At 44.2% G+C, this 17,352-nt stretch carries 14 protein-coding genes; 5 read left to right on the top strand and 9 right to left on the bottom strand.

Annotation, left to right across the window (positions count from 1 at the left end):
* The first annotated feature begins 371 nt into the window (after window positions 1-371).
* The 3 genes from dusB to HMPREF1536_RS06620 all read left to right on the top strand — a co-directional run bounded on the left by dusB (window position 372) and on the right by HMPREF1536_RS06620 (window position 3,354).
* Window positions 372-1,361: a tRNA dihydrouridine synthase DusB gene (dusB, locus tag HMPREF1536_RS06630; protein WP_028727152.1), complete on the top strand. Its 990-nt coding sequence runs from the start codon at window positions 372-374 to the stop codon at window positions 1,359-1,361.
* Window positions 1,362-1,677: 316 nt separating this feature from the next.
* The gene (locus tag HMPREF1536_RS06625; RefSeq protein ID WP_028727151.1) at window positions 1,678-2,490 is read left to right on the top strand and encodes a head GIN domain-containing protein; all 813 of its coding nucleotides are present in this window, start codon (window positions 1,678-1,680) and stop codon (window positions 2,488-2,490) included.
* 27 nt (window positions 2,491-2,517) lie between these two features.
* Window positions 2,518-3,354 carry a head GIN domain-containing protein gene (locus HMPREF1536_RS06620; protein WP_028727150.1) on the top strand — a complete coding sequence of 279 codons (837 nt, stop codon included), beginning with the start codon at window positions 2,518-2,520 and terminating at the stop codon, window positions 3,352-3,354.
* Between the two features lie 89 nt (window positions 3,355-3,443).
* Here the strand turns inward: HMPREF1536_RS06620 and HMPREF1536_RS06615 are convergent, their stop codons facing one another.
* The 5 genes from HMPREF1536_RS06615 to HMPREF1536_RS06595 form a co-directional block, all read right to left on the bottom strand.
* Complete coding sequence (locus HMPREF1536_RS06615; protein WP_028727149.1) at window positions 3,444-5,594, bottom strand: family 20 glycosylhydrolase; 2,151 nt, start codon at window positions 5,592-5,594, stop codon at window positions 3,444-3,446.
* Between the two features lie 113 nt (window positions 5,595-5,707).
* On the bottom strand, window positions 5,708-7,186 hold the full coding sequence (locus HMPREF1536_RS06610; RefSeq protein WP_028727148.1) for a RagB/SusD family nutrient uptake outer membrane protein: 1,479 nt from the start codon (window positions 7,184-7,186) through the stop codon (window positions 5,708-5,710).
* A 12-nt stretch (window positions 7,187-7,198) separates the two neighbouring features.
* Window positions 7,199-10,501 carry a TonB-dependent receptor gene (locus HMPREF1536_RS06605; protein WP_028727147.1) on the bottom strand — a complete coding sequence of 1,101 codons (3,303 nt, stop codon included), beginning with the start codon at window positions 10,499-10,501 and terminating at the stop codon, window positions 7,199-7,201.
* A gap of 239 nt (window positions 10,502-10,740) precedes the next feature.
* Window positions 10,741-11,703, bottom strand: a complete 963-nt coding sequence (locus HMPREF1536_RS06600) for a FecR family protein (protein ID WP_028727146.1) — start codon at window positions 11,701-11,703, stop codon at window positions 10,741-10,743.
* Between the two features lie 145 nt (window positions 11,704-11,848).
* A complete protein-coding gene (locus HMPREF1536_RS06595; protein WP_028727145.1) occupies window positions 11,849-12,415 on the bottom strand; it encodes an RNA polymerase sigma-70 factor in 567 nt (188 codons plus the stop codon).
* Between the two features lie 124 nt (window positions 12,416-12,539).
* Here HMPREF1536_RS06595 and HMPREF1536_RS06590 point away from each other — a divergent pair, with 124 nt between their 5' ends.
* Complete coding sequence (locus tag HMPREF1536_RS06590) at window positions 12,540-13,325, top strand: head GIN domain-containing protein (protein WP_028727144.1); 786 nt, start codon at window positions 12,540-12,542, stop codon at window positions 13,323-13,325.
* Between the two features lie 9 nt (window positions 13,326-13,334).
* Window positions 13,335-14,138 carry a GIN domain-containing protein gene (locus tag HMPREF1536_RS06585; protein WP_028727143.1) on the top strand — a complete coding sequence of 268 codons (804 nt, stop codon included), beginning with the start codon at window positions 13,335-13,337 and terminating at the stop codon, window positions 14,136-14,138.
* Here the strand turns inward: HMPREF1536_RS06585 and HMPREF1536_RS06580 are convergent, their stop codons facing one another.
* From HMPREF1536_RS06580 to HMPREF1536_RS06565, 4 genes are read right to left on the bottom strand one after another with little or no spacing between them, the layout of a single operon-like run.
* Complete coding sequence (locus HMPREF1536_RS06580; protein ID WP_028727142.1) at window positions 14,139-15,146, bottom strand: NAD-dependent epimerase/dehydratase family protein; 1,008 nt, start codon at window positions 15,144-15,146, stop codon at window positions 14,139-14,141.
* Window positions 15,147-15,149: 3 nt separating this feature from the next.
* Complete coding sequence (locus HMPREF1536_RS06575; RefSeq protein ID WP_028727141.1) at window positions 15,150-15,356, bottom strand: hypothetical protein; 207 nt, start codon at window positions 15,354-15,356, stop codon at window positions 15,150-15,152.
* Between the two features lie 13 nt (window positions 15,357-15,369).
* On the bottom strand, window positions 15,370-16,128 hold the full coding sequence (locus HMPREF1536_RS06570; RefSeq protein WP_028727140.1) for a metal ABC transporter ATP-binding protein: 759 nt from the start codon (window positions 16,126-16,128) through the stop codon (window positions 15,370-15,372).
* On the bottom strand, window positions 16,112-17,038 hold the full coding sequence (locus HMPREF1536_RS06565; protein ID WP_028727139.1) for a metal ABC transporter solute-binding protein, Zn/Mn family: 927 nt from the start codon (window positions 17,036-17,038) through the stop codon (window positions 16,112-16,114). Before HMPREF1536_RS06565 ends, HMPREF1536_RS06570 begins: the two co-directional genes overlap by 17 nt.
* Window positions 17,039-17,352: the final 314 nt, after the last annotated feature.

Genomic DNA, 17,352 nt, shown 5'->3' with positions numbered 1-17,352 from the left:
GTCGCCGCTTGTCCTGAAAGGACTAACTGTGAATAGCCCCCGGTGAAGCCGGGGGTTGGTAATGATATCCATCCGGTGATCCCCGAAGGGGGTCAACATGAGCGTATTATTCGCCCCCTTCGGGGACGTACCATCCGGCGGATATCGGATCCCCCGGCTTCACCGGGGGCTATTCACAATTGAACCCTTCGGGTCCAGAATGTCGCTTAATGACTCACATTCCTAGCTTCAAGACTCAAAACTTTCTAAATCCGCGCTATTCGTGTTTATAAACTTACCTTTCCCATTACAAATTCCAGTAGAGATTCGGCCTGATTCTTTCATGTTTCTAACCGGAAAAGCAGTACTTTTGTAGACTATAATAAGAAGGTATGAAGATAGGCTCAATAGATTTAGGTGAACGCCCGGTGTTTCTGGCACCGATGGAAGATGTGACAGATATCTCTTTCCGTTTGATGTGCAAACGTTTTGGTGCAGATATGGTTTATACGGAATTTGTATCGAGCGACGCACTGATCCGTAGCGTGAACAAGACACAGGAAAAACTGACGGTTGCCGAAGACGAACGTCCGGTAGCCATACAGATATATGGTAAGGAAGTGGACGCGATGGTGGAAGCTGCCCGAATTTGTGAAGCTGCCCGCCCTGATATTCTCGATATCAATTTCGGTTGTCCGGTAAAGAAGGTGGCAGGTAAAGGAGCCGGGGCAGGTATGCTGCGGAATATTCCTCTGATGCTGGAGATTACAAGAGAGGTGGTAAAGGCGATCAATATCCCGGTGACGGTGAAAACGCGTCTGGGATGGGATGCCGATAATAAAATAATCGTCGACCTGGCCGAGCAGTTGCAGGATTGCGGGATTGCCGCCCTCTCCATACATGGCCGTACACGGGCACAGATGTACACCGGCGATGCGGACTGGACGCTGATCGGTGAAGTGAAGAATAATCCTCGTATGCATATTCCTATTATCGGTAATGGCGATGTGACGTCTGCTGAAACCTGCAAGGAACGTTTCGACCAGTATGGTGTCGATGGGGTAATGATCGGTCGCGGAAGTATCGGCCGTCCCTGGATATTCCGTGAGGTGAAACATTTCCTGACGAACGGGACACCGCTACCCGACGAAAAATTTACCTGGTATCTGGATATCCTGAAACAGCAGGTCAACCAGAGTGTGGAACGTCTGGACGAGCGGCGCGGCATTCTTCATATCCGTCGCCATCTGGCAGCAACTCCCTTGTTCAAGGGTATTGCCGATTTCAAACCGACTCGCGTTGCCATGCTCCGTGCAGAGACTGTAGCCGAACTATTTGATATTATGGATTCTATTCCGGAAAAGTTTGGAGTTATAGAATAAATCGATCAAAAAATGTAACATTTGAATCATAAAGTGACAAATTTACAATAAATTGATACAATTGTTTATTGCACATACTATAATTCCTCTTATATTTGCATCGAGTTTTTTTCATAGTATTTTAGATCTAAGGTTAACAAGTCTTTGCAAAGGAGGAATCGTGAGATTGCTTCGTTGGGAAGCAAAGAGACCGCATCCGTTATAAATACGGGTCGCGGTTTTCTTTTTTTTATTATTTTCTGAAAAAAGTGCTTCCAATATGCAACCGAAACCATATCTCCTTCGTCTTATAAAGAAAGAACTAAAAATAAATCAGATGAAAACAAAAGTACTTCTTCTTATTGCTTGCCTGATGACCACTCTGACAGGCTTTGCCATCACTGAAAAAACAGTCGATGGAAACGGAAACGTGATTACTAAAGAAATTTCAATCAGCGATTATAATGAAATATCGACGGTTGGCGTCATGGAGTTTATCTATGAACAGTCGGATGCGGCTCCTTATCTGAAAGTAACCATCGACGAAAACCTGTTCCCTTTGCTTAAAATAAATGTGGAAGGCAAAGAGTTGAAAGTCGGCCCGAAAAGAATAAACGAAAGTAGCCGTAACGGAAATACTTACAACCTGAATCCGACGACATTCAAGGTGGTAACGAATTCGCGCGAGATAAAGGAACTGAACGTTGTTTCTTCCGGTGATTTTATTATCGCCAGCCCGATAAATATAAGTAAGCTGGAAATCAATATGGCCGGTAGCGGAAATATCCTGCTGAAGAAGAAAGTGGAAGGAAACAAGCTGGAGGTGAACCTGGCAAGTTCTGGTAGCGTTGTTGCATCGGACATCGATCTGAGAGGGGTTGAATGCAGCCTGGCCGGTAGTGGTTTCATTCAGATAGGAGGGAAGGCCGAACAAGCAGAATACAATCTTGCGGCAAGCGGAAGTATAAAAGCTTACGACTGTACCACCGGCAAAGTGGAATGTAATATTGCCGGCAGCGGTAATATCCAGGCTTATGCCAAAGACCGTCTGGAAGCCAATATCGTAGGAAGCGGAAACGTATATTACAAAGGGGGTCCGACTACCAGCAAAAGTATTATCGGTTCCGGCAAACTGAAAAAAGCAAACTAAATATTAAACTTAAAAGGAAAAAACAGTATGAGAGCAATTGCATTAGCATTCATCGGATTAATGACACTGGGACTGATTTCGTGTCATGCAAGAGGAGTGAAAGGGAACGGTAATATCATCACCAAAGAGATCAATGTATCTGATTTTACAGAGATAAGAATAGGACAAGGGATAGGTTCTTCCGGATTTAATGGATTGTTTTCCTGGGGGCAGAAATTCAAATCGCCTGTATTCAATTATAGCCAGCAGAAAGGTAATGCAGGCCTGGAAATCAAGATTGATGAGAATCTGCTTTCTGCATTAAAGATCGAATCTACCAACGGTATTCTGATGATAGAAGCAAAGAAAGGGAGCCAAATATCCCCGACCGCTCTGGAAATAAACGGACATTCCAGTGAATTGACTAAGCTGAGCACATCGGGTAGTACTGATTTTTATCTGAAAAGCGATCTTACGACCGATAATCTGGAAGTAAGTACTTCCGGCGGTAGCGATGTTTATCTGAAAAATCCGGTTCGTATATCTGGAGTATGCAAATTCAGTCTGAGTGGGGGCAGCGACGTGCAAGCCACCGACCTGGAATGTGACGAAATAGAAGTCCGTACATCTGGCGGTAGCGACATCTCATTAGCCGGTAAAGCAAATAGCGGATTATACCGTAGCAGTGGTGGTAGCGATATCCATGCGTACAAGTTCATAGTGAAGAGTTTGGACTGTGCTTCCAGCGGTGGCAGCGACATCGAAACCAATGTCACTGAAAGCCTGGATGCCTCAGCTAGTGGCGGTAGCGACATTAGGTACAAAGGCGATCCGAAAGTAAATAAGAGTGCAAGTGGTGGCAGCGATATCGATCATGTGAATTAATACAATATAGGGAGAGTTGTAGTAAACCCGGAATTACTTTTCGCGCAAGTGTTTGCAGAAAAGTAGTCTCCGGGTTATTTTTGTGCTTTTTATTCTATCCAATCTACATATTCCAGTCCTTCCACTTCTGTGTAATGCAAGCCGTCCCATTGAACGGGAATGCAACAAAATTGCCATTTACGCTGTCCGTTATCTCCTTTCCAATGCCCGAATACACTACGGATAAGGACTTTATTCAACCCTTTCTTCAGTTTGATTCTCACAGGGGGACGATAGAAGTAGCCTTCTTCTGTCAGCGGTGTTTCTATGCGCCCTTTTCCCCAGCCTGTCCAGGGTAAGCTTTCGAATGGCCAGTGAGGAGGACTCACCCGCTCGTCGTTGAGCCAGATATCACCTCCACTGAAATCCCAGCTTCCTTGCTCAGGTGCTCTTGCCGTGCGATATCCACCGGAATGTCCCCACATACCGTTCAGTCCAAACATCAGATAGACATCCTGCTCTTCCGGGCTGTTTATGTAAGTCAGTGCGTAGCAGGTTCCATCACCTTTGCCAACGGCAGGCGACATCGCCGTAGGCCAATGGTCCAACCGGTATTTGCCCTGATGTGCGTTGAACATGGCATACAGATTACGGATTTGAACTTCGCCTCCATAAATGGGTGAAGGTGTCCATTTCATCAAGGTATCATTTACTATGTATTCTTTTTTTATCAATCTCTCCGGTTCAAAAGAAGTATCGTTTATCCCTTTATGATCGAAAGGACCGATTATCCGCCACTTTATTTCAGCTTGTTTTACGTAAGCAAATGGCGTGTGTTTAAAATAATGATCCCGGTGATAAACCAGGCGATCTTCAAACTCGGCAAAAGCACTCCATTCCGGTGTGCCTTTAGAGGGAACCTGTGCCATCAGGTCGCGTCTCTTCTCTCTGCTTCCGCGCCAGATACGTTCGGCAAAGGTTAGCATGCAAGGATAGAAAGGATATTGTTCCAGTAAACGTTGTTCAGAACTTAATGCCCCGTCTGTCCAGACACACATGATGCTACCCAGTGCGTTGTCATTGCCAACGGGTACTTCGCAAGGTTGCTGGAAGAAGGTTTGCAGCATACCCCCTTGTGAGTCCATATAATCCATGTAAAAACCATTGCTGTCGATGTAGCGTGCCGTTTTGTCAATGGGATGTGCGGCTTCATTCTCACCCCAGCACATCCGTATAGCCTTGTTGTCAGGCGAATATCCCGGATACCAGGTTATCACTTCCTTCCCTTTGCTACGAACGTATTTTATCATTTCGGGCATAAAGCTATCCATTTCAAAATGAACTTCATCCGAGCCGATATGAAAAAACGAATCTTTGAATAAGGGAATTACCTCGTCCAATGCCTTTTGAAGTGTAGCCATTCCTTGCTGTGTCTGAAGTTTCAGGCCGGTTGCTTTTTCGAAATAAGCACTGTGCCCCGGCATATCCACTTCCGGGATGATCCGCATATTCAACGTCGTGCAATAATTTTCGAGTGATATCAGTTCTTCCTGTGTATAATATTTCCCCGGCTGGCGGGTTTTCCAGAAGGAAGATGGAGCTGTCAGTTCCGGCATTCCTTTTACTTCGATTCTCCATCCCGGATCATCGGTCAGATGTAAGTGTAATACATTAATTTTGTAATAGGATAGTTTTCTTATCATCTCCTTTATAAACGGCGTGGCCGCATAATTACGTCCGACATCCAGCATTACGCCTCTGATGGAGAAAGCCGGGACATCATTAATAATACAATTAGAAAGTTCGTATGCATCGGAAGTTTCTTTGATCAACTGTCGTAATGTTTGCAAGGCGTTGAAGAACCCGGCAAAACTGTTCGCTGAAATCCGGACGCTGTTATCCGAGATAGCCAGCTGATAGGCCTCTCTTTTTAATGCATCCTGTTCTTCGGGGAGTTGTTCAAAGTAAACCTTGCATACAGTTGGCGCCTGTTCCGGCATATTCCAGAACATACAGACTTCGTTCAGTTCTTTTCCGACCTGTTCATGATCTTTTATCTTATCCAAAGAACCGATATCAGCTTTTAGTGTAGAAAAGCTGAAACATCCTTTTTGCCGGATCACCTCATCGGGATAGGGGATCAGGGCTGTTGGCAGCTTATTGCTATCCGGAGTCGGTAGCGTCCATCCGGTGTCCTGTCCGTAAAGAACTGTTGAAAAGAAAATGCTACAGAAAAGGACTATTTTAAATCGTACTCTCATAACTGTTCTGTTTATCAAACTCAAAGTAAACAAAAAAGCAACCGGAAGATATACTGATCCTATCTTTTATCCGGTTGCTTCCTTCCTCTTTTACCTTAAATCCTGTTTATCTATCAATAATCGTTTTGTGTCAGATTCGGGTTCAGATTAATTTCACTGGTCGGTATCGGTAACAATAACTGACTGTTAGAAACAAACGTTGAACCTTTCTTCTTCATAGCATCGATATAAACTCCATGACGGATTAGATCGAGACGGCGGTATCCTTCCAGATATAACTCCCATCCTCTTTCCTGCAGGATAGCAGCACGCAACGCTTCCTTCGTACCGTAATCAGCCAGTTTTAAGTTGTGGGTTTCGTTTCCGAATGCGCGTGTACGGATCTGGTTGATTAGGTCGATTGACTCCTGATTGGGACCGTTCAACTCATTCAATGATTCGGCGCGTGCCAGAATAATATCAGCCAGACGGATCAGCACGACATCTGTTCCTTCAGTCCACCCGATATGAGCCGGGTCAAGTGGGAACTTATTCGGTATCGGCCCTTCGCCACCGCCATGACCAATCTCCTTGCGGATATTTTGTCCGTTGGCATCTTTCTCAACACTGATGTATGAAGTCAGCATGTCTGCTCTGCGTTTATCGGCCGGATCGAATGTATTATAGAAATCCCAGGTACAACGATAATAATCCCAACCGATAGAACCGCCGCCTTCAATAAGGAAGTCTGCCGGATGAAAATGCGCAGCATAAGCCGAATGCTGATAGCGGGGAGGCAAACAGGGGATTGAGAAAATTGTTTCTATATTCTTCTCATTCTCCACACCCCATAATTTACCCCAGTCAGATACAAGCTTATGAGGCGAATTATTAATAATCTCGTTTGCCATATCGGCACATTCTTTCCACATCTTGGCTTCCAGATATATTTTACAAAGCTTGGCCTGGGCGGCTGATTTTGTAAAACGGCCGTAATCTTCAGCCGGATAGCTTTCGGGAAGTTTCTCAATAGAAGGCAGAATCTCTGAAATACAAAATTCGATGATCTTATCTTTCGATTCACGTTTGGGTTTCGATGTTATATCAAACTTTGAATCTGTGATAAAAGGAACATCTCCGTACAGATAAGTAAGGTCCGCATAAAACCAGGCTCTAGCTACACGTGCTTCTGCTACAAATTGTTCTATCAGCTTAGTGTCGTTTGTCTCCACTTTTCCCAGATTGTCGATTCCAATGTTGGCACGGACAATAGCCAGGTACAAATCGTTCCAAAGAGAAGAGGTTACATAAAAGTCAACTCCCCATTCGGCCATTTCATACTGACTGCCTTTGCCGCTCTGTGCTCCGGGACCGAAAATCAGACCGTCGGCCGCTATTTCGTTCAGCATCTGATACGCATATTCGCCTGCGGGGATGTAATTACGGGCACTTCTATCACGAAAACCGCCATACACACCGTTCAGATATGCCCGTGCATCCGATTCCGTATTGAAAAAGTCGTCAACAGCTATCTCATTATACAACTGTGTGTCCAGACAGGAAGAAAGTAAGCAAGTTAAACCTGCCAGCAAATATATTTTGAGTGTCTTCATAATTGTAACTTTTTAAAAACTGATTCTTAAACCTGCCATGAATGTACGGCAAGCAGGATATGTATTATAATCGTTTGTGCCTCCAATTTCAGGATCGTAACCTGAATATCCTGTTATGGTAAACAGGTTTTGGGCGTCGACATACACACTGAGAGGGAAAGACTGAATCTTCGTGTTGTAAGTCAGCCTGACAGATTTCAGTCGTAAGAACGATGCATCTTCTACATAGAATGTATTCATATCGCCACCATAAGGGTTGGCGGCTCCCGAATGAATCTGGCTGGTTGTATTTGTCGGAGTCCAGCGATCCATCACACTGCTGAATGCATTGAAACCTTCGTAAACTCTTACCGGGTTTTCGTAATAAGCACGGAACTGATTGTATTTCTTACCACCCAGACGGGCATTGAAGAAGATATTCAGGTTCCAGTTCTTATAGGTCAGGTCATTGCCAAAACCTAATTCCACCTTAGGATCTGGAGTTCCCAGATAACTTATATCCGCATCGTTGATCTTTCCGTCCGGCCCCGCAACAAAGTTCCCGTCGGCATCGCGTCCGCCAATATCCTTGAAACGGATATTTCCGGGTACAGAATTAGGCTGTGCACTGTTTTTGATATCATCACCTTCCTGCCAGATACCATCGTATGTATATCCATAGATTGCATTCACCGGATCATTTTCGGAAGCTCCGATATATGGTTTAGGCAAACCGGCACGATCGTTCCATTTGTTCTTGTTGTGAGAAACGGTCAGTAAAGTTTCCCATTGGAAGTTGCGGGTACGGATATTAGTTGTATTCAAAGTAAACTCCACTCCACGGTTGATAATCTCACCTGCATTTCTCCATTGTGAAGTATATCCGGAATAGGCCGGGGTGGAGAATTGCAGCAACAGATTATCCGTATTGATTTGGTAATATTCAAGAGTTCCTGAAACGCGATTGTTGAGAAAGCCCATATCCAAACCGATATTAAACTGTTTGGCTGTTTCCCACATCAGCAGTGGATTACCTGCATTACCCGGAATGATCGTTGTAACCGGAGAATTACCGAAAACGTACTCATATCCTTTTTTCAGCAAGTTCTGGTAACTGTTGTTACCGATATCCTGATTACCTGTTTCACCATAACCGAGACGAAGTTTCATGTTCGATAACGATGTAAGTCCTTTCATAAACTCTTCGTTAGAGATGCGCCATGCAGCAGAGAAAGAGGGAAAATAGCCGAAACGATGCTCTTTGTCGAATTTAGACGAACCGTCTGCTCTGAATGTTGCGGTAAACAAATAACGGTCTGCGAAGTTATAGTTTACACGAGCTATGCCGGATAACAGTTTATTCATTCTTTTCGTAGTTCCCGGAGCACTATAAGTTTCACCGATACCGATATTATTGTATCCAAAATAGTCGGTAAAGAAATTTGACACCTTGGCTGTCAGTTCTTCATAAGTGAAATCCTGATAAGTATAACCGGCCATGATATCCAGTTTATGAACTTTATTAAACTCCTTCTTGAATGTAGCTGTTCCTTCAAACAGGTTGCTGCGTCCCTGAGTGGCTGTTACAGAAGCGATACCATTGGCATCGGCCCCGTTGCGCGTTGTTTTAGGATTGTAGTATTCACGTTTGGAGTCTTGCATATCCGTGCCTGCCTGCAATTTGATAAACAGGTAGTCGGTAGGAGTTATATTTAACGATGCATTCAACATAGATCTCTTCGAACGTGTTTTGTCGTCGATATCCAGCAAAGATACCGGGTTAGGCAACAAGGCATAGCGCGGGTTCTTTGAAAATTTGCCATTTTCATCACGAACCGGAACATTTGACGGGAATGTATAGGCGCCGGATAATACACCTGTATCTTCTGCACGTGTACCTACAGCTACATTCTTGTCTGATGTATTACTCATAAAGCTGGAAATATTCACGCTAAAGAGAGAGGATATCTTCTGTTCCAGATTTACACGGAAGCTATAACGCTCAAAAGAACTTTCTTTTACTATACCGTTATTCAGATGATAGCTGGCCGACACCATATATTTGGTCGAAGCCGTACCACCCTGCAAAGACAGGTCATGATTAGTAACCATACCGGTATGCGTCACCTCGTCAAGCCAGTTTGTCCCTTTTCCGAATGCCGCAATTTCGTCATTGGTATAGTATGGGTTCTTATTATACAGGGAAAACATTTCATTAGTCACTTTCCCGAATTCCGAACCATCCAGGAACTCGAACCGTTTGGCGATTGTCTGAATACCGAAAGAAGAGTTCAAAGTGACCTTCGCCTTTCCTTCTTTACCCTGTTTGGTCGTGATCAGAATAACGCCGTTGGCGGCACGTGATCCGTAGATGGCCGTAGCTGACGCATCTTTCAACACTTCCATACTCTCGATATCAGAAGGGTTGATACTATTTAGCGGGTCTTTCTTCGGGCCGTCAAACACATCTCCCGAACCCGGATAAAAGTTTGTATTATCCACAGGAAAACCATCTACTACATATAGCGGTGTTTTACTGGCATTTACAGAAGAAAGTCCACGGATACGCACATCGGCTGCACCACCTGGCTGTGTACTGTTCTGAGTGATAACAACACCAGCTGCACGTCCTTGCATCATCTGTACCAAACTGGAGTTGTTAGGTGAGTTAATTTCTTCGGCCTTCAATGAGACAACCGATCCTGTCAGGTCGCTCTTTTTCATGCTACCGTAACCAACCACAATCACTTCATCCAACTTTTGCAGGTCTTCATTCAGTTTAATGGTGAAGGAAGTCTTATTCTTTACCGGTATCTTTTGTTCTATATATCCGATAAAGGTAACGGCCAAAACGCCATTCTCTGCAACCGACAGGCTGAAGTTCCCGTCTATATCGGAGACCGTTCCGTTTGTGGTATTGTCTTCCACGATATTGGCTCCGATAACCGGATCACCAAAGGAATCCAGCACTTTACCCGTTACGACTATTTTCTTTGTTTGTGCCGGATCGGGATTACCGGTTGCCGTTTTCTCATTTATTTTGCGCAACGAGATATAGTTGTTGGCAAATTTATAGGTAATATCACTGTCTGAAAAAATATCATTCAGAATATCGGACACCTGCCGGCTGGGTGTATTTACTTTTACCCGCCGGCTCACATTTATATCGCTCTTACTATAAATAAACAGATAATCGGTTTGCGATTCTATTTCCGATATCAATTCATTCAACGTGAGTGCTTCCTTGTTCAGAGCTACACTTGCCGTCTGTGACTGAATATTCTCGGCATGCAGCTGCATGATAAGCAGGAAGAAGAAAAAGGTTGATAATTTCATAATGCGAACTATTTTTCTTGATTTAAGTTCTCTTATAGCATAATAGCATGTCTGCAACAAGTTTTTTTTCATAACTTTGCTGAATAATAATGTTAATACTTTTTTTTTGTAGGTTACAACGCTAAGAAGATAGTATTGACTATTGCGGGGGAGTGGTACCAACACTCCCCTGTTTCGTCCTATCTGTTCATTACTGATATTTACATAGGCAATATTCTTTTTTAGTTTTACATATAAGGTTAATAAATCTCTATCTCGTTTTCCGTAATTATCCGGAAATTAAATTTCCCCACTTCCTGTATCGCTTGCAGGATATTGGCTATATCGTCGCTTTGGCGGAATTTGCCCGAAAAGACATATTCCCTGATCTCCGGCTTCGTTACAGTGAATTTGACGTCGTACCACAGTTCCAGTCTTGTCAGCAATTCGCCGAAGGGCTTATCTTCGAAAGTAAAGATACCGTTCTTCAGGTATTTTGATTGTTTGAAGTTTGAAGCTGATTTCAACAACGTCCCGTCTTTCAGGAAAACCTTCTCATCCGGTTTCAGGTAAAGGCCGCTCTCTTTGTCATCCCTGTGATATACATATACAGATCCTTTCAGCAGATCGGTTTCAAAATCGGTACTTGTCGAATAGGCAAATACATTGAACTGTGTTCCCAATACCTGCACGTTATATTGTTTGGTTTTGACGATAAACGGGCGTTTCACATCTTTCTTTACGGCAAAGAAACCTTCTCCGTCCAGCTCTACGACTCTTTCTTTATTATTGAACTGATTGGGAACCTTTATTTTCGTACGTGAACTGAGCCAGGCTTCTGTCCCGTCGGCAAGCGTCAGATATACTCGCTGTCCTTGGGGAGCTTCTATCCAGATCGCTTCGTCCCGATGTTTCTCCAATGTATATTTCTCCGAAAGGAACCAGGTAGAGAAAAGCAGGGCGAAAACAGCCGCATACTTTAACGTCAAGCGGGATATATGAAGTACTCTCCTTCTGTTGGCCCGTCGTTCCAGTTCTTTGATCTTTCCGGCCACCAATTTTTGATCGCCTTCCCTATCCATCAATCCGGATAAGGCCATAATATTCTGCATATCCGCCATTTCATCTTTCAGCCTGGCATCATGTTCCATTTCCCGGAAAAGGTTTAACTTTTCGGTATCGGTAAGTGTACCTGCAAAATATTTATCGAGTTGTTCTTTCATAAAATTATATCTTCTTTATTCTTATGACGTAAAAGATAAGAATGCCGCCAAAAAGAAAATCAAAAAATTTTGACTTTAACATTTCAGGCACAGGCTCCTTCTTGCCAAAAGAACTTAAAGGGATTGAAAATCTTAGAGGGTACGATCAGATGATAAAAATAAACAATGGCACATAATCTTTCAATGTGACCTTTAGCTTTTTCAAAGCAATAGCGATCTGGCTTTCTATGGTGTTAACGGAGATATTCAGACGCTCGGCTATTTCCTTATGCCGTAAACCTTCCATCCGACTGAGTATAAAAATCTCTTTGCAACGGGCAGGTAATGAATCGACTGCCTGTGTGATAAGTGTGTCTATATCCGATACGGAAAGATTGTTCTCATCAAACTTCTGCAAAGAGTATAACTTAAATTGCAGTTCCTTTTCTTCCAGTTCCGACAGCAACTGTTTTTGTTTTCCGACCTGGGTTTGTTTGCGAAGGAAATCGATGCAACGGTTCTTTACAACGGTAAAAAGGTACGCATTCATATTCCCAAGTAAAGGTATCTGTTCCCGGTTTTCCCACAAATAAAGAAATATATCCTGTACTATGTTCTCCGCCTCTTCTTTCGAAAGCAGATAAGTTTCGGAAAAGCGCACCAGTTTCGGAAAGTATATCGTATATACTTTCGAATAGTCTTCTTTACCAGAGCCAAATAAACGCTGTTCCATAACTTAATTCCCTATAAAAATATAGCAAATGTAGGAATTATAAATTAAATTACCCCTATTTTTGTAACCAACCGCATCCTTGATGCGTCTATTAAAAGGATAGGCAATACTAAACAAATAAATTATGAGAACAAAAGGCTTATTATCTATTATCATGTTATTAGGGTTGTTATTCACAGTCCAGGCAGCAGATCATGTGAAGGGAAACGGAACTCTTACCACTAAGAAGATAAAGATCGATGAATTTAATACGATCAAAATCGATGGTGTTATTGATTTTAATTACGAACAGTCGGATGCAGAGCCGTATATCGAAGTAACGGTCGATGAGAACTTGCATGAGTTCGTTAATATCAATATAAAAGACAGGGAACTCTCTATCGGCTTCAAAGGAGCTAAAGTAGATCATTATACCAAGTTCATTGTAAAAACCAATTCAAAATGGCTGAAAGAAGTGAAGGCTTCAGGCAATGCCAATTTCATGGTTAATAGTGCGATTACCGGGGATGAAGTGAAGATTAAGGCTAACTCCAACTGTCTGGTTCAGTTGAAAGAAACCGTTAAAGTAGGAAAGCTGGAGCTGAATGTATCCGGTAGCGCCAATATGGTCGTTAACGACTTGCAGGCCGATAAGCTGGAGTGCAGCATCAACGGTTCCGGTACGATCAACCTGAAGAAAGGAAAAGCGGCCGTTGGAGAATACAGTATCACCAGCAGTGGTGAAATAATGGCTTTCGGTGTGGAAGTACCTGATCTGACATGTAAAATGACTGGTAACGGAACAATGGAAGTTCACCCCACCGACAATCTGAAAGCGAATATTGTCGGTAAGGGCAATATCCGCTACAAAGGCCCGACAGCCGTTCAGCAGAAAGTGATCGGCAAAGGCAGCGTTGAGGAAGTAAAATAATAAAACAATATGAAAACAACACTCTATTTATCCGTACTGTCCGTCATCCTGTTGCTCACTTCGGGATGTATCTTTATGCCGTCTATCAAAGGCAATGGTGACGTAATTACCCAGGCGATCGATGTCGCCGATTATGATGCGATTGAAGTACAGGGCTCTTCCATCATCTTCAATTATTCGCAGCAGGAATCGGCTCCGGCTTTGACTGTAACGGTGGATCAGAATATTTACGATCTGTTTGAGTTCAAGACGGATGGAAAGAAACTTGTTATCCGCCTGAAAGATCGCGACAAGAAACCGGTAAGGCTCCGTCCGACGGAATTTACGATCACGACTAATTCTTCTTCCTTGAAAAAAGCCGATCTGGCCGGGATTGACGTGTTTAATCTGAACGGTAAATTCGCGTCAAATGAGAAGGTGAAATTCAGTATGGCGGGTAATACGACATTAGAGTTAAGAGATACTGTGACTGTTGACCAAATGGAAGTAAGTTCAGCCGGGAAAGGTACTTTGAATGCAGATGCACTTTATGCGAGGACATTTAAAGGAGAGATAGCAGGACAAGCCACATTCAACCTGAAAGGTGCAGGCGAAAAAGCAGACTTTGAAATAGCCGGAAACGGTAAAGTGCGTGCGCTGGATTATGAACTCTCGACCTTATCGTGCGAGATCGCCGGAAAAGGAACGATTGAAACGTATGCAAAAGACCGGATCAATGCCCAGATAGCCGGAATGGGAACAGTAAAATATAAAGGAAACCCTACCATAAAAATGGATAAGGCAGGGTTGGGTTCAGTCAAGAAGATAGACTGATTACAACCACCCTTCCTTCCGGTACCATTCAATACTTTCTTCCAGTCCTTTACGTAAGGGATATTCGGGAGTAAAGTTCAGCTCATCCTGAAGCGGCGTAACATCACAAATCCAGTTACGTTGTTTCAGGATGATGTATTTATCGGTGTTCAGTGTCATGCTTTTGTTCAGCAGCTTGCCGATCCATTCGGAACAATGGCAGGCAATATTGACTAATCCCAGCGGAATACGGGCATGCAGTACCCGCTTCTTTCCGAGTATATCCTGTATCATCCGGGCAAACGACTCGTCGGTATGCACATCCCCGTCGGCCACGAAGTAGTGGCGGTTGCGGATCGCTTCGTTTTCCAATGCGAGGAAAGCCACGGTAGCCAGATCTTTTACATAGATAAATGTGATACGCTGGGGAATAGCGCCTACGGCAAAATCCAGTCCGGACTTTACACTTTTGATCTCCATGAAATAATCCTTCTCACCAGGGCCATAGACACCGGTCGGACGCAAGATCACATAAGGGAAATGAGACTGGTTGCGTATATAATTCTCGGCTTCGAGCTTACTCTTTCCGTAAGCCGTATCCGGTTGCTGCGGATCATCTAGCCGGATCGGACGGAAAGTCTTTTCGTCTCCTCGGCCGTAGCTGCTCAGGCTGCTCATCAAAAGGAATTTCTTCGGTTTGCATCCGGCAGCAGCCAGTGCTTCTATAAAGTGATGCGTATATTCTGCGTTGATACGGAAGAAGCTTTTTTTATCCGTCGTTTTGGTCAGGCCGGCATTGTGGATCACATAATCCCACGCGCCATGCTCACGGGCAAAGTCGGTCAGTTGCGCTGTCAACGCTTCCGGGTTGTTATATTTGAGATCGATAAAACGGATCCGTTCATCCTGCAGGTTCTCCCGGCTACTGCTGGCGCGTACACCCGCCCAGGTTTCATATCCTCTGCGCAACGCTTCTTTTACCAGAAAACCACCGATAAAACCGCTTGCTCCTGTAATCAATATCTTCATATCTTAGTTTTTATTCTTCATATAATAGGTGTAGTAATACCACAACAGGCCGATCCAGTTGAGTACGACAATAATTACTATCCAGACGATCTTCTGCCCCCGGCTGATAAAAGGATTCTGCGAAACCGCCTTGCAGCCAAACAGAATAACAGCGATGCCAACGATAACGCCGAGTTCCGGCAATGAGATTAAACAAAGTGGGTGTGACATGGAAAAAATAGAATTAGTGTTCGTGTGTTTTCAATACCCGGTGCGGCAGGTTACCATGTCCGATCAATTCGATCGGGCAGGCATATTTCTCGCCCAGCCACTCCTCGGTGACATCCACGCCGGAATGATAGTGTGATGTTTCGTTTACGCAGGCTATATTCTTTACCATCGCCAGGACGGTTCCGATGTCGTGCGAAACAAGAATGATCGCACTCTCCTTATTGATCTCTTCCAACAACTGATAGAAACGCGATTCGAACCGTTTGTCGACATACGAATTCGGTTCGTCCAGAATAAGCAATTGCGGACGGGATACGATTGAACGCCCCAGCAGGACACGTTGCAGCTGACCGCCCGACAATTCACCGATCGACCGGGTATAAAGGTCTTCGAGTCCCATCTGCCGGATCACTTCGTCGATACGCTGCTTCTGCGCCTCTGTGTACGAACGGAAACGGGGCTTTTCGGCAGCCAGTCCGGAAGCTATTACTTCCCAGACCGAGATAGGGAACTTCCGGTCGATATTGTTCAACTGGGGCAGATAACCGATCCGAAGGGAAGATACAGGCACACCATCCTGATAAAAACGGATTGAACCCGATACAGGCTGAAGCAATCCGAGGATCACCTTCAGCAAAGTAGTCTTTCCACCGCCATTCGGCCCGATAATTCCCAGAAAGTCATCTTTCCATACAGTCAGGGAGACATCCTTCAGGACTATTTTGTTTCCGTAGGCGGCTGTTATCTTATCTATTTCAATGAGCTTGTCCATCTGCCAGTGCTTTTGCTATATGTATCATTTCTTTCGACCAGTGATAAGCCAGCGGATTGATCACAGTCAGTTTACATCCTGTTTCCTTGGCGATCAACTCTGCATTCTTCTGGTCGAATTCCTGTTGGATAAAGACTACGCGGGCATTGTTGTCGCGGGCTGTCTCCACCAGCTTCTTCAGTTGGGCCGGTGACGGCTCCTTGCCATCCATTTCGATACACAGTTGTGTCAGGTTGAATTCGTTTGCAAAATAGGTCAGGGCCGGATGGTAGATAATAAAGGTACGATCGGTCAGCGGGTCGAGTAATTGCTTGATCTCGCCCTCGGTCTTATCTATTTCATCTACCAGTTCGTTATAATTCTTCCAGAAATATTCCGTATTGTCGGGATCTAATGCGATAAAGGCATTCAATGTATTCCAGGCTACAACTTTGGCTCCGGTGATGGAACTCCAGATATGCGGATCTACTCCCCCATGATGATGATGGTGATGCCCGTCCTCTCCGGCATGAGCACTGTGATCGTGGCCGTCGTGATTATGTGCGTGGCTGTCTTCTTCCGTGTCGGTAAGCAGGTTCATCCCTTCGGAAGTGTCGAACACTTCCAGCTTCGGGTTGTTTTCGCGTATCTTATCCATCCAGGCCTGTTCGAAACCGATAGGGCCGATACGCAGATAGGCCATACTTTTCCCTATCTGTATCATTTGTTGAGGTGTGGGATCGTACGTTTCGGGACTCTGTCCGGCTGGTACCACACAGTTTATTTTGAATTTATCCCCTGCTATCTTCTCGGCGAAATAGCGTTGGGGTTCGATTGTTACTGTTACTATATTTCCTTCTGTCTGCTTGCTTACGCAGGCGGTTAGCAGAAGAATTGAGAGGAAAGTGATTATTATACTCGTTTGTTTCATGCTGGTTATCACTGTATTTATATACCGGATCGTTTATTTTATCTCAAGTCTACAAAGGTAGCAATTTTTTTAACACGGCTACCGGCGTATAAAAAGATAAACAAACGGGAGATAGGGATGGTTTATGGACGAAGCTGTTTGGGGAATTACCCAATGGGTTATGGAAATATTCCACACTTTCCGCCCCGGAGCTGTTTTTCATCTTTTCCGGCAGAGAATTTTGAAGAGAGGCAAGCCGCGCGTTTACAGCCTGTTATCGAAAGATCTCTTTTGTCATTTGTTTTTGGCACGGATATTGATAAATATGGGGGAAT

The sequence above is a fragment of the Parabacteroides gordonii MS-1 = DSM 23371 genome, from assembly GCF_000969825.1.
GTDB lineage: Bacteria > Bacteroidota > Bacteroidia > Bacteroidales > Tannerellaceae > Parabacteroides > Parabacteroides gordonii.
The sequence above is the reverse complement of the archived record's forward strand: the minus strand, read 5'-3'. Positions and strand labels throughout refer to the sequence as shown.

What these genes read in the sequence shown, in the direction of transcription:
- dusB (WP_028727152.1), top strand. Translation starts at nt 372, where the DNA reads ATGAAGATAGGCTCAATAGATTTAGGTGAACGCCCGGTGTTTCTGGCA.
- HMPREF1536_RS06625 (WP_028727151.1), top strand. Translation starts at nt 1,678, where the DNA reads ATGAAAACAAAAGTACTTCTTCTTATTGCTTGCCTGATGACCACTCTG.
- HMPREF1536_RS06620 (WP_028727150.1), top strand. Translation starts at nt 2,518, where the DNA reads ATGAGAGCAATTGCATTAGCATTCATCGGATTAATGACACTGGGACTG.
- HMPREF1536_RS06615 (WP_028727149.1), bottom strand. Translation starts at nt 5,594, where the DNA reads ATGAGAGTACGATTTAAAATAGTCCTTTTCTGTAGCATTTTCTTTTCA.
- HMPREF1536_RS06610 (WP_028727148.1), bottom strand. Translation starts at nt 7,186, where the DNA reads ATGAAGACACTCAAAATATATTTGCTGGCAGGTTTAACTTGCTTACTT.
- HMPREF1536_RS06605 (WP_028727147.1), bottom strand. Translation starts at nt 10,501, where the DNA reads ATGAAATTATCAACCTTTTTCTTCTTCCTGCTTATCATGCAGCTGCAT.
- HMPREF1536_RS06600 (WP_028727146.1), bottom strand. Translation starts at nt 11,703, where the DNA reads ATGAAAGAACAACTCGATAAATATTTTGCAGGTACACTTACCGATACC.
- HMPREF1536_RS06595 (WP_028727145.1), bottom strand. Translation starts at nt 12,415, where the DNA reads ATGGAACAGCGTTTATTTGGCTCTGGTAAAGAAGACTATTCGAAAGTA.
- HMPREF1536_RS06590 (WP_028727144.1), top strand. Translation starts at nt 12,540, where the DNA reads ATGAGAACAAAAGGCTTATTATCTATTATCATGTTATTAGGGTTGTTA.
- HMPREF1536_RS06585 (WP_028727143.1), top strand. Translation starts at nt 13,335, where the DNA reads ATGAAAACAACACTCTATTTATCCGTACTGTCCGTCATCCTGTTGCTC.
- HMPREF1536_RS06580 (WP_028727142.1), bottom strand. Translation starts at nt 15,146, where the DNA reads ATGAAGATATTGATTACAGGAGCAAGCGGTTTTATCGGTGGTTTTCTG.
- HMPREF1536_RS06575 (WP_028727141.1), bottom strand. Translation starts at nt 15,356, where the DNA reads ATGTCACACCCACTTTGTTTAATCTCATTGCCGGAACTCGGCGTTATC.
- HMPREF1536_RS06570 (WP_028727140.1), bottom strand. Translation starts at nt 16,128, where the DNA reads ATGGACAAGCTCATTGAAATAGATAAGATAACAGCCGCCTACGGAAAC.
- HMPREF1536_RS06565 (WP_028727139.1), bottom strand. Translation starts at nt 17,038, where the DNA reads ATGAAACAAACGAGTATAATAATCACTTTCCTCTCAATTCTTCTGCTA.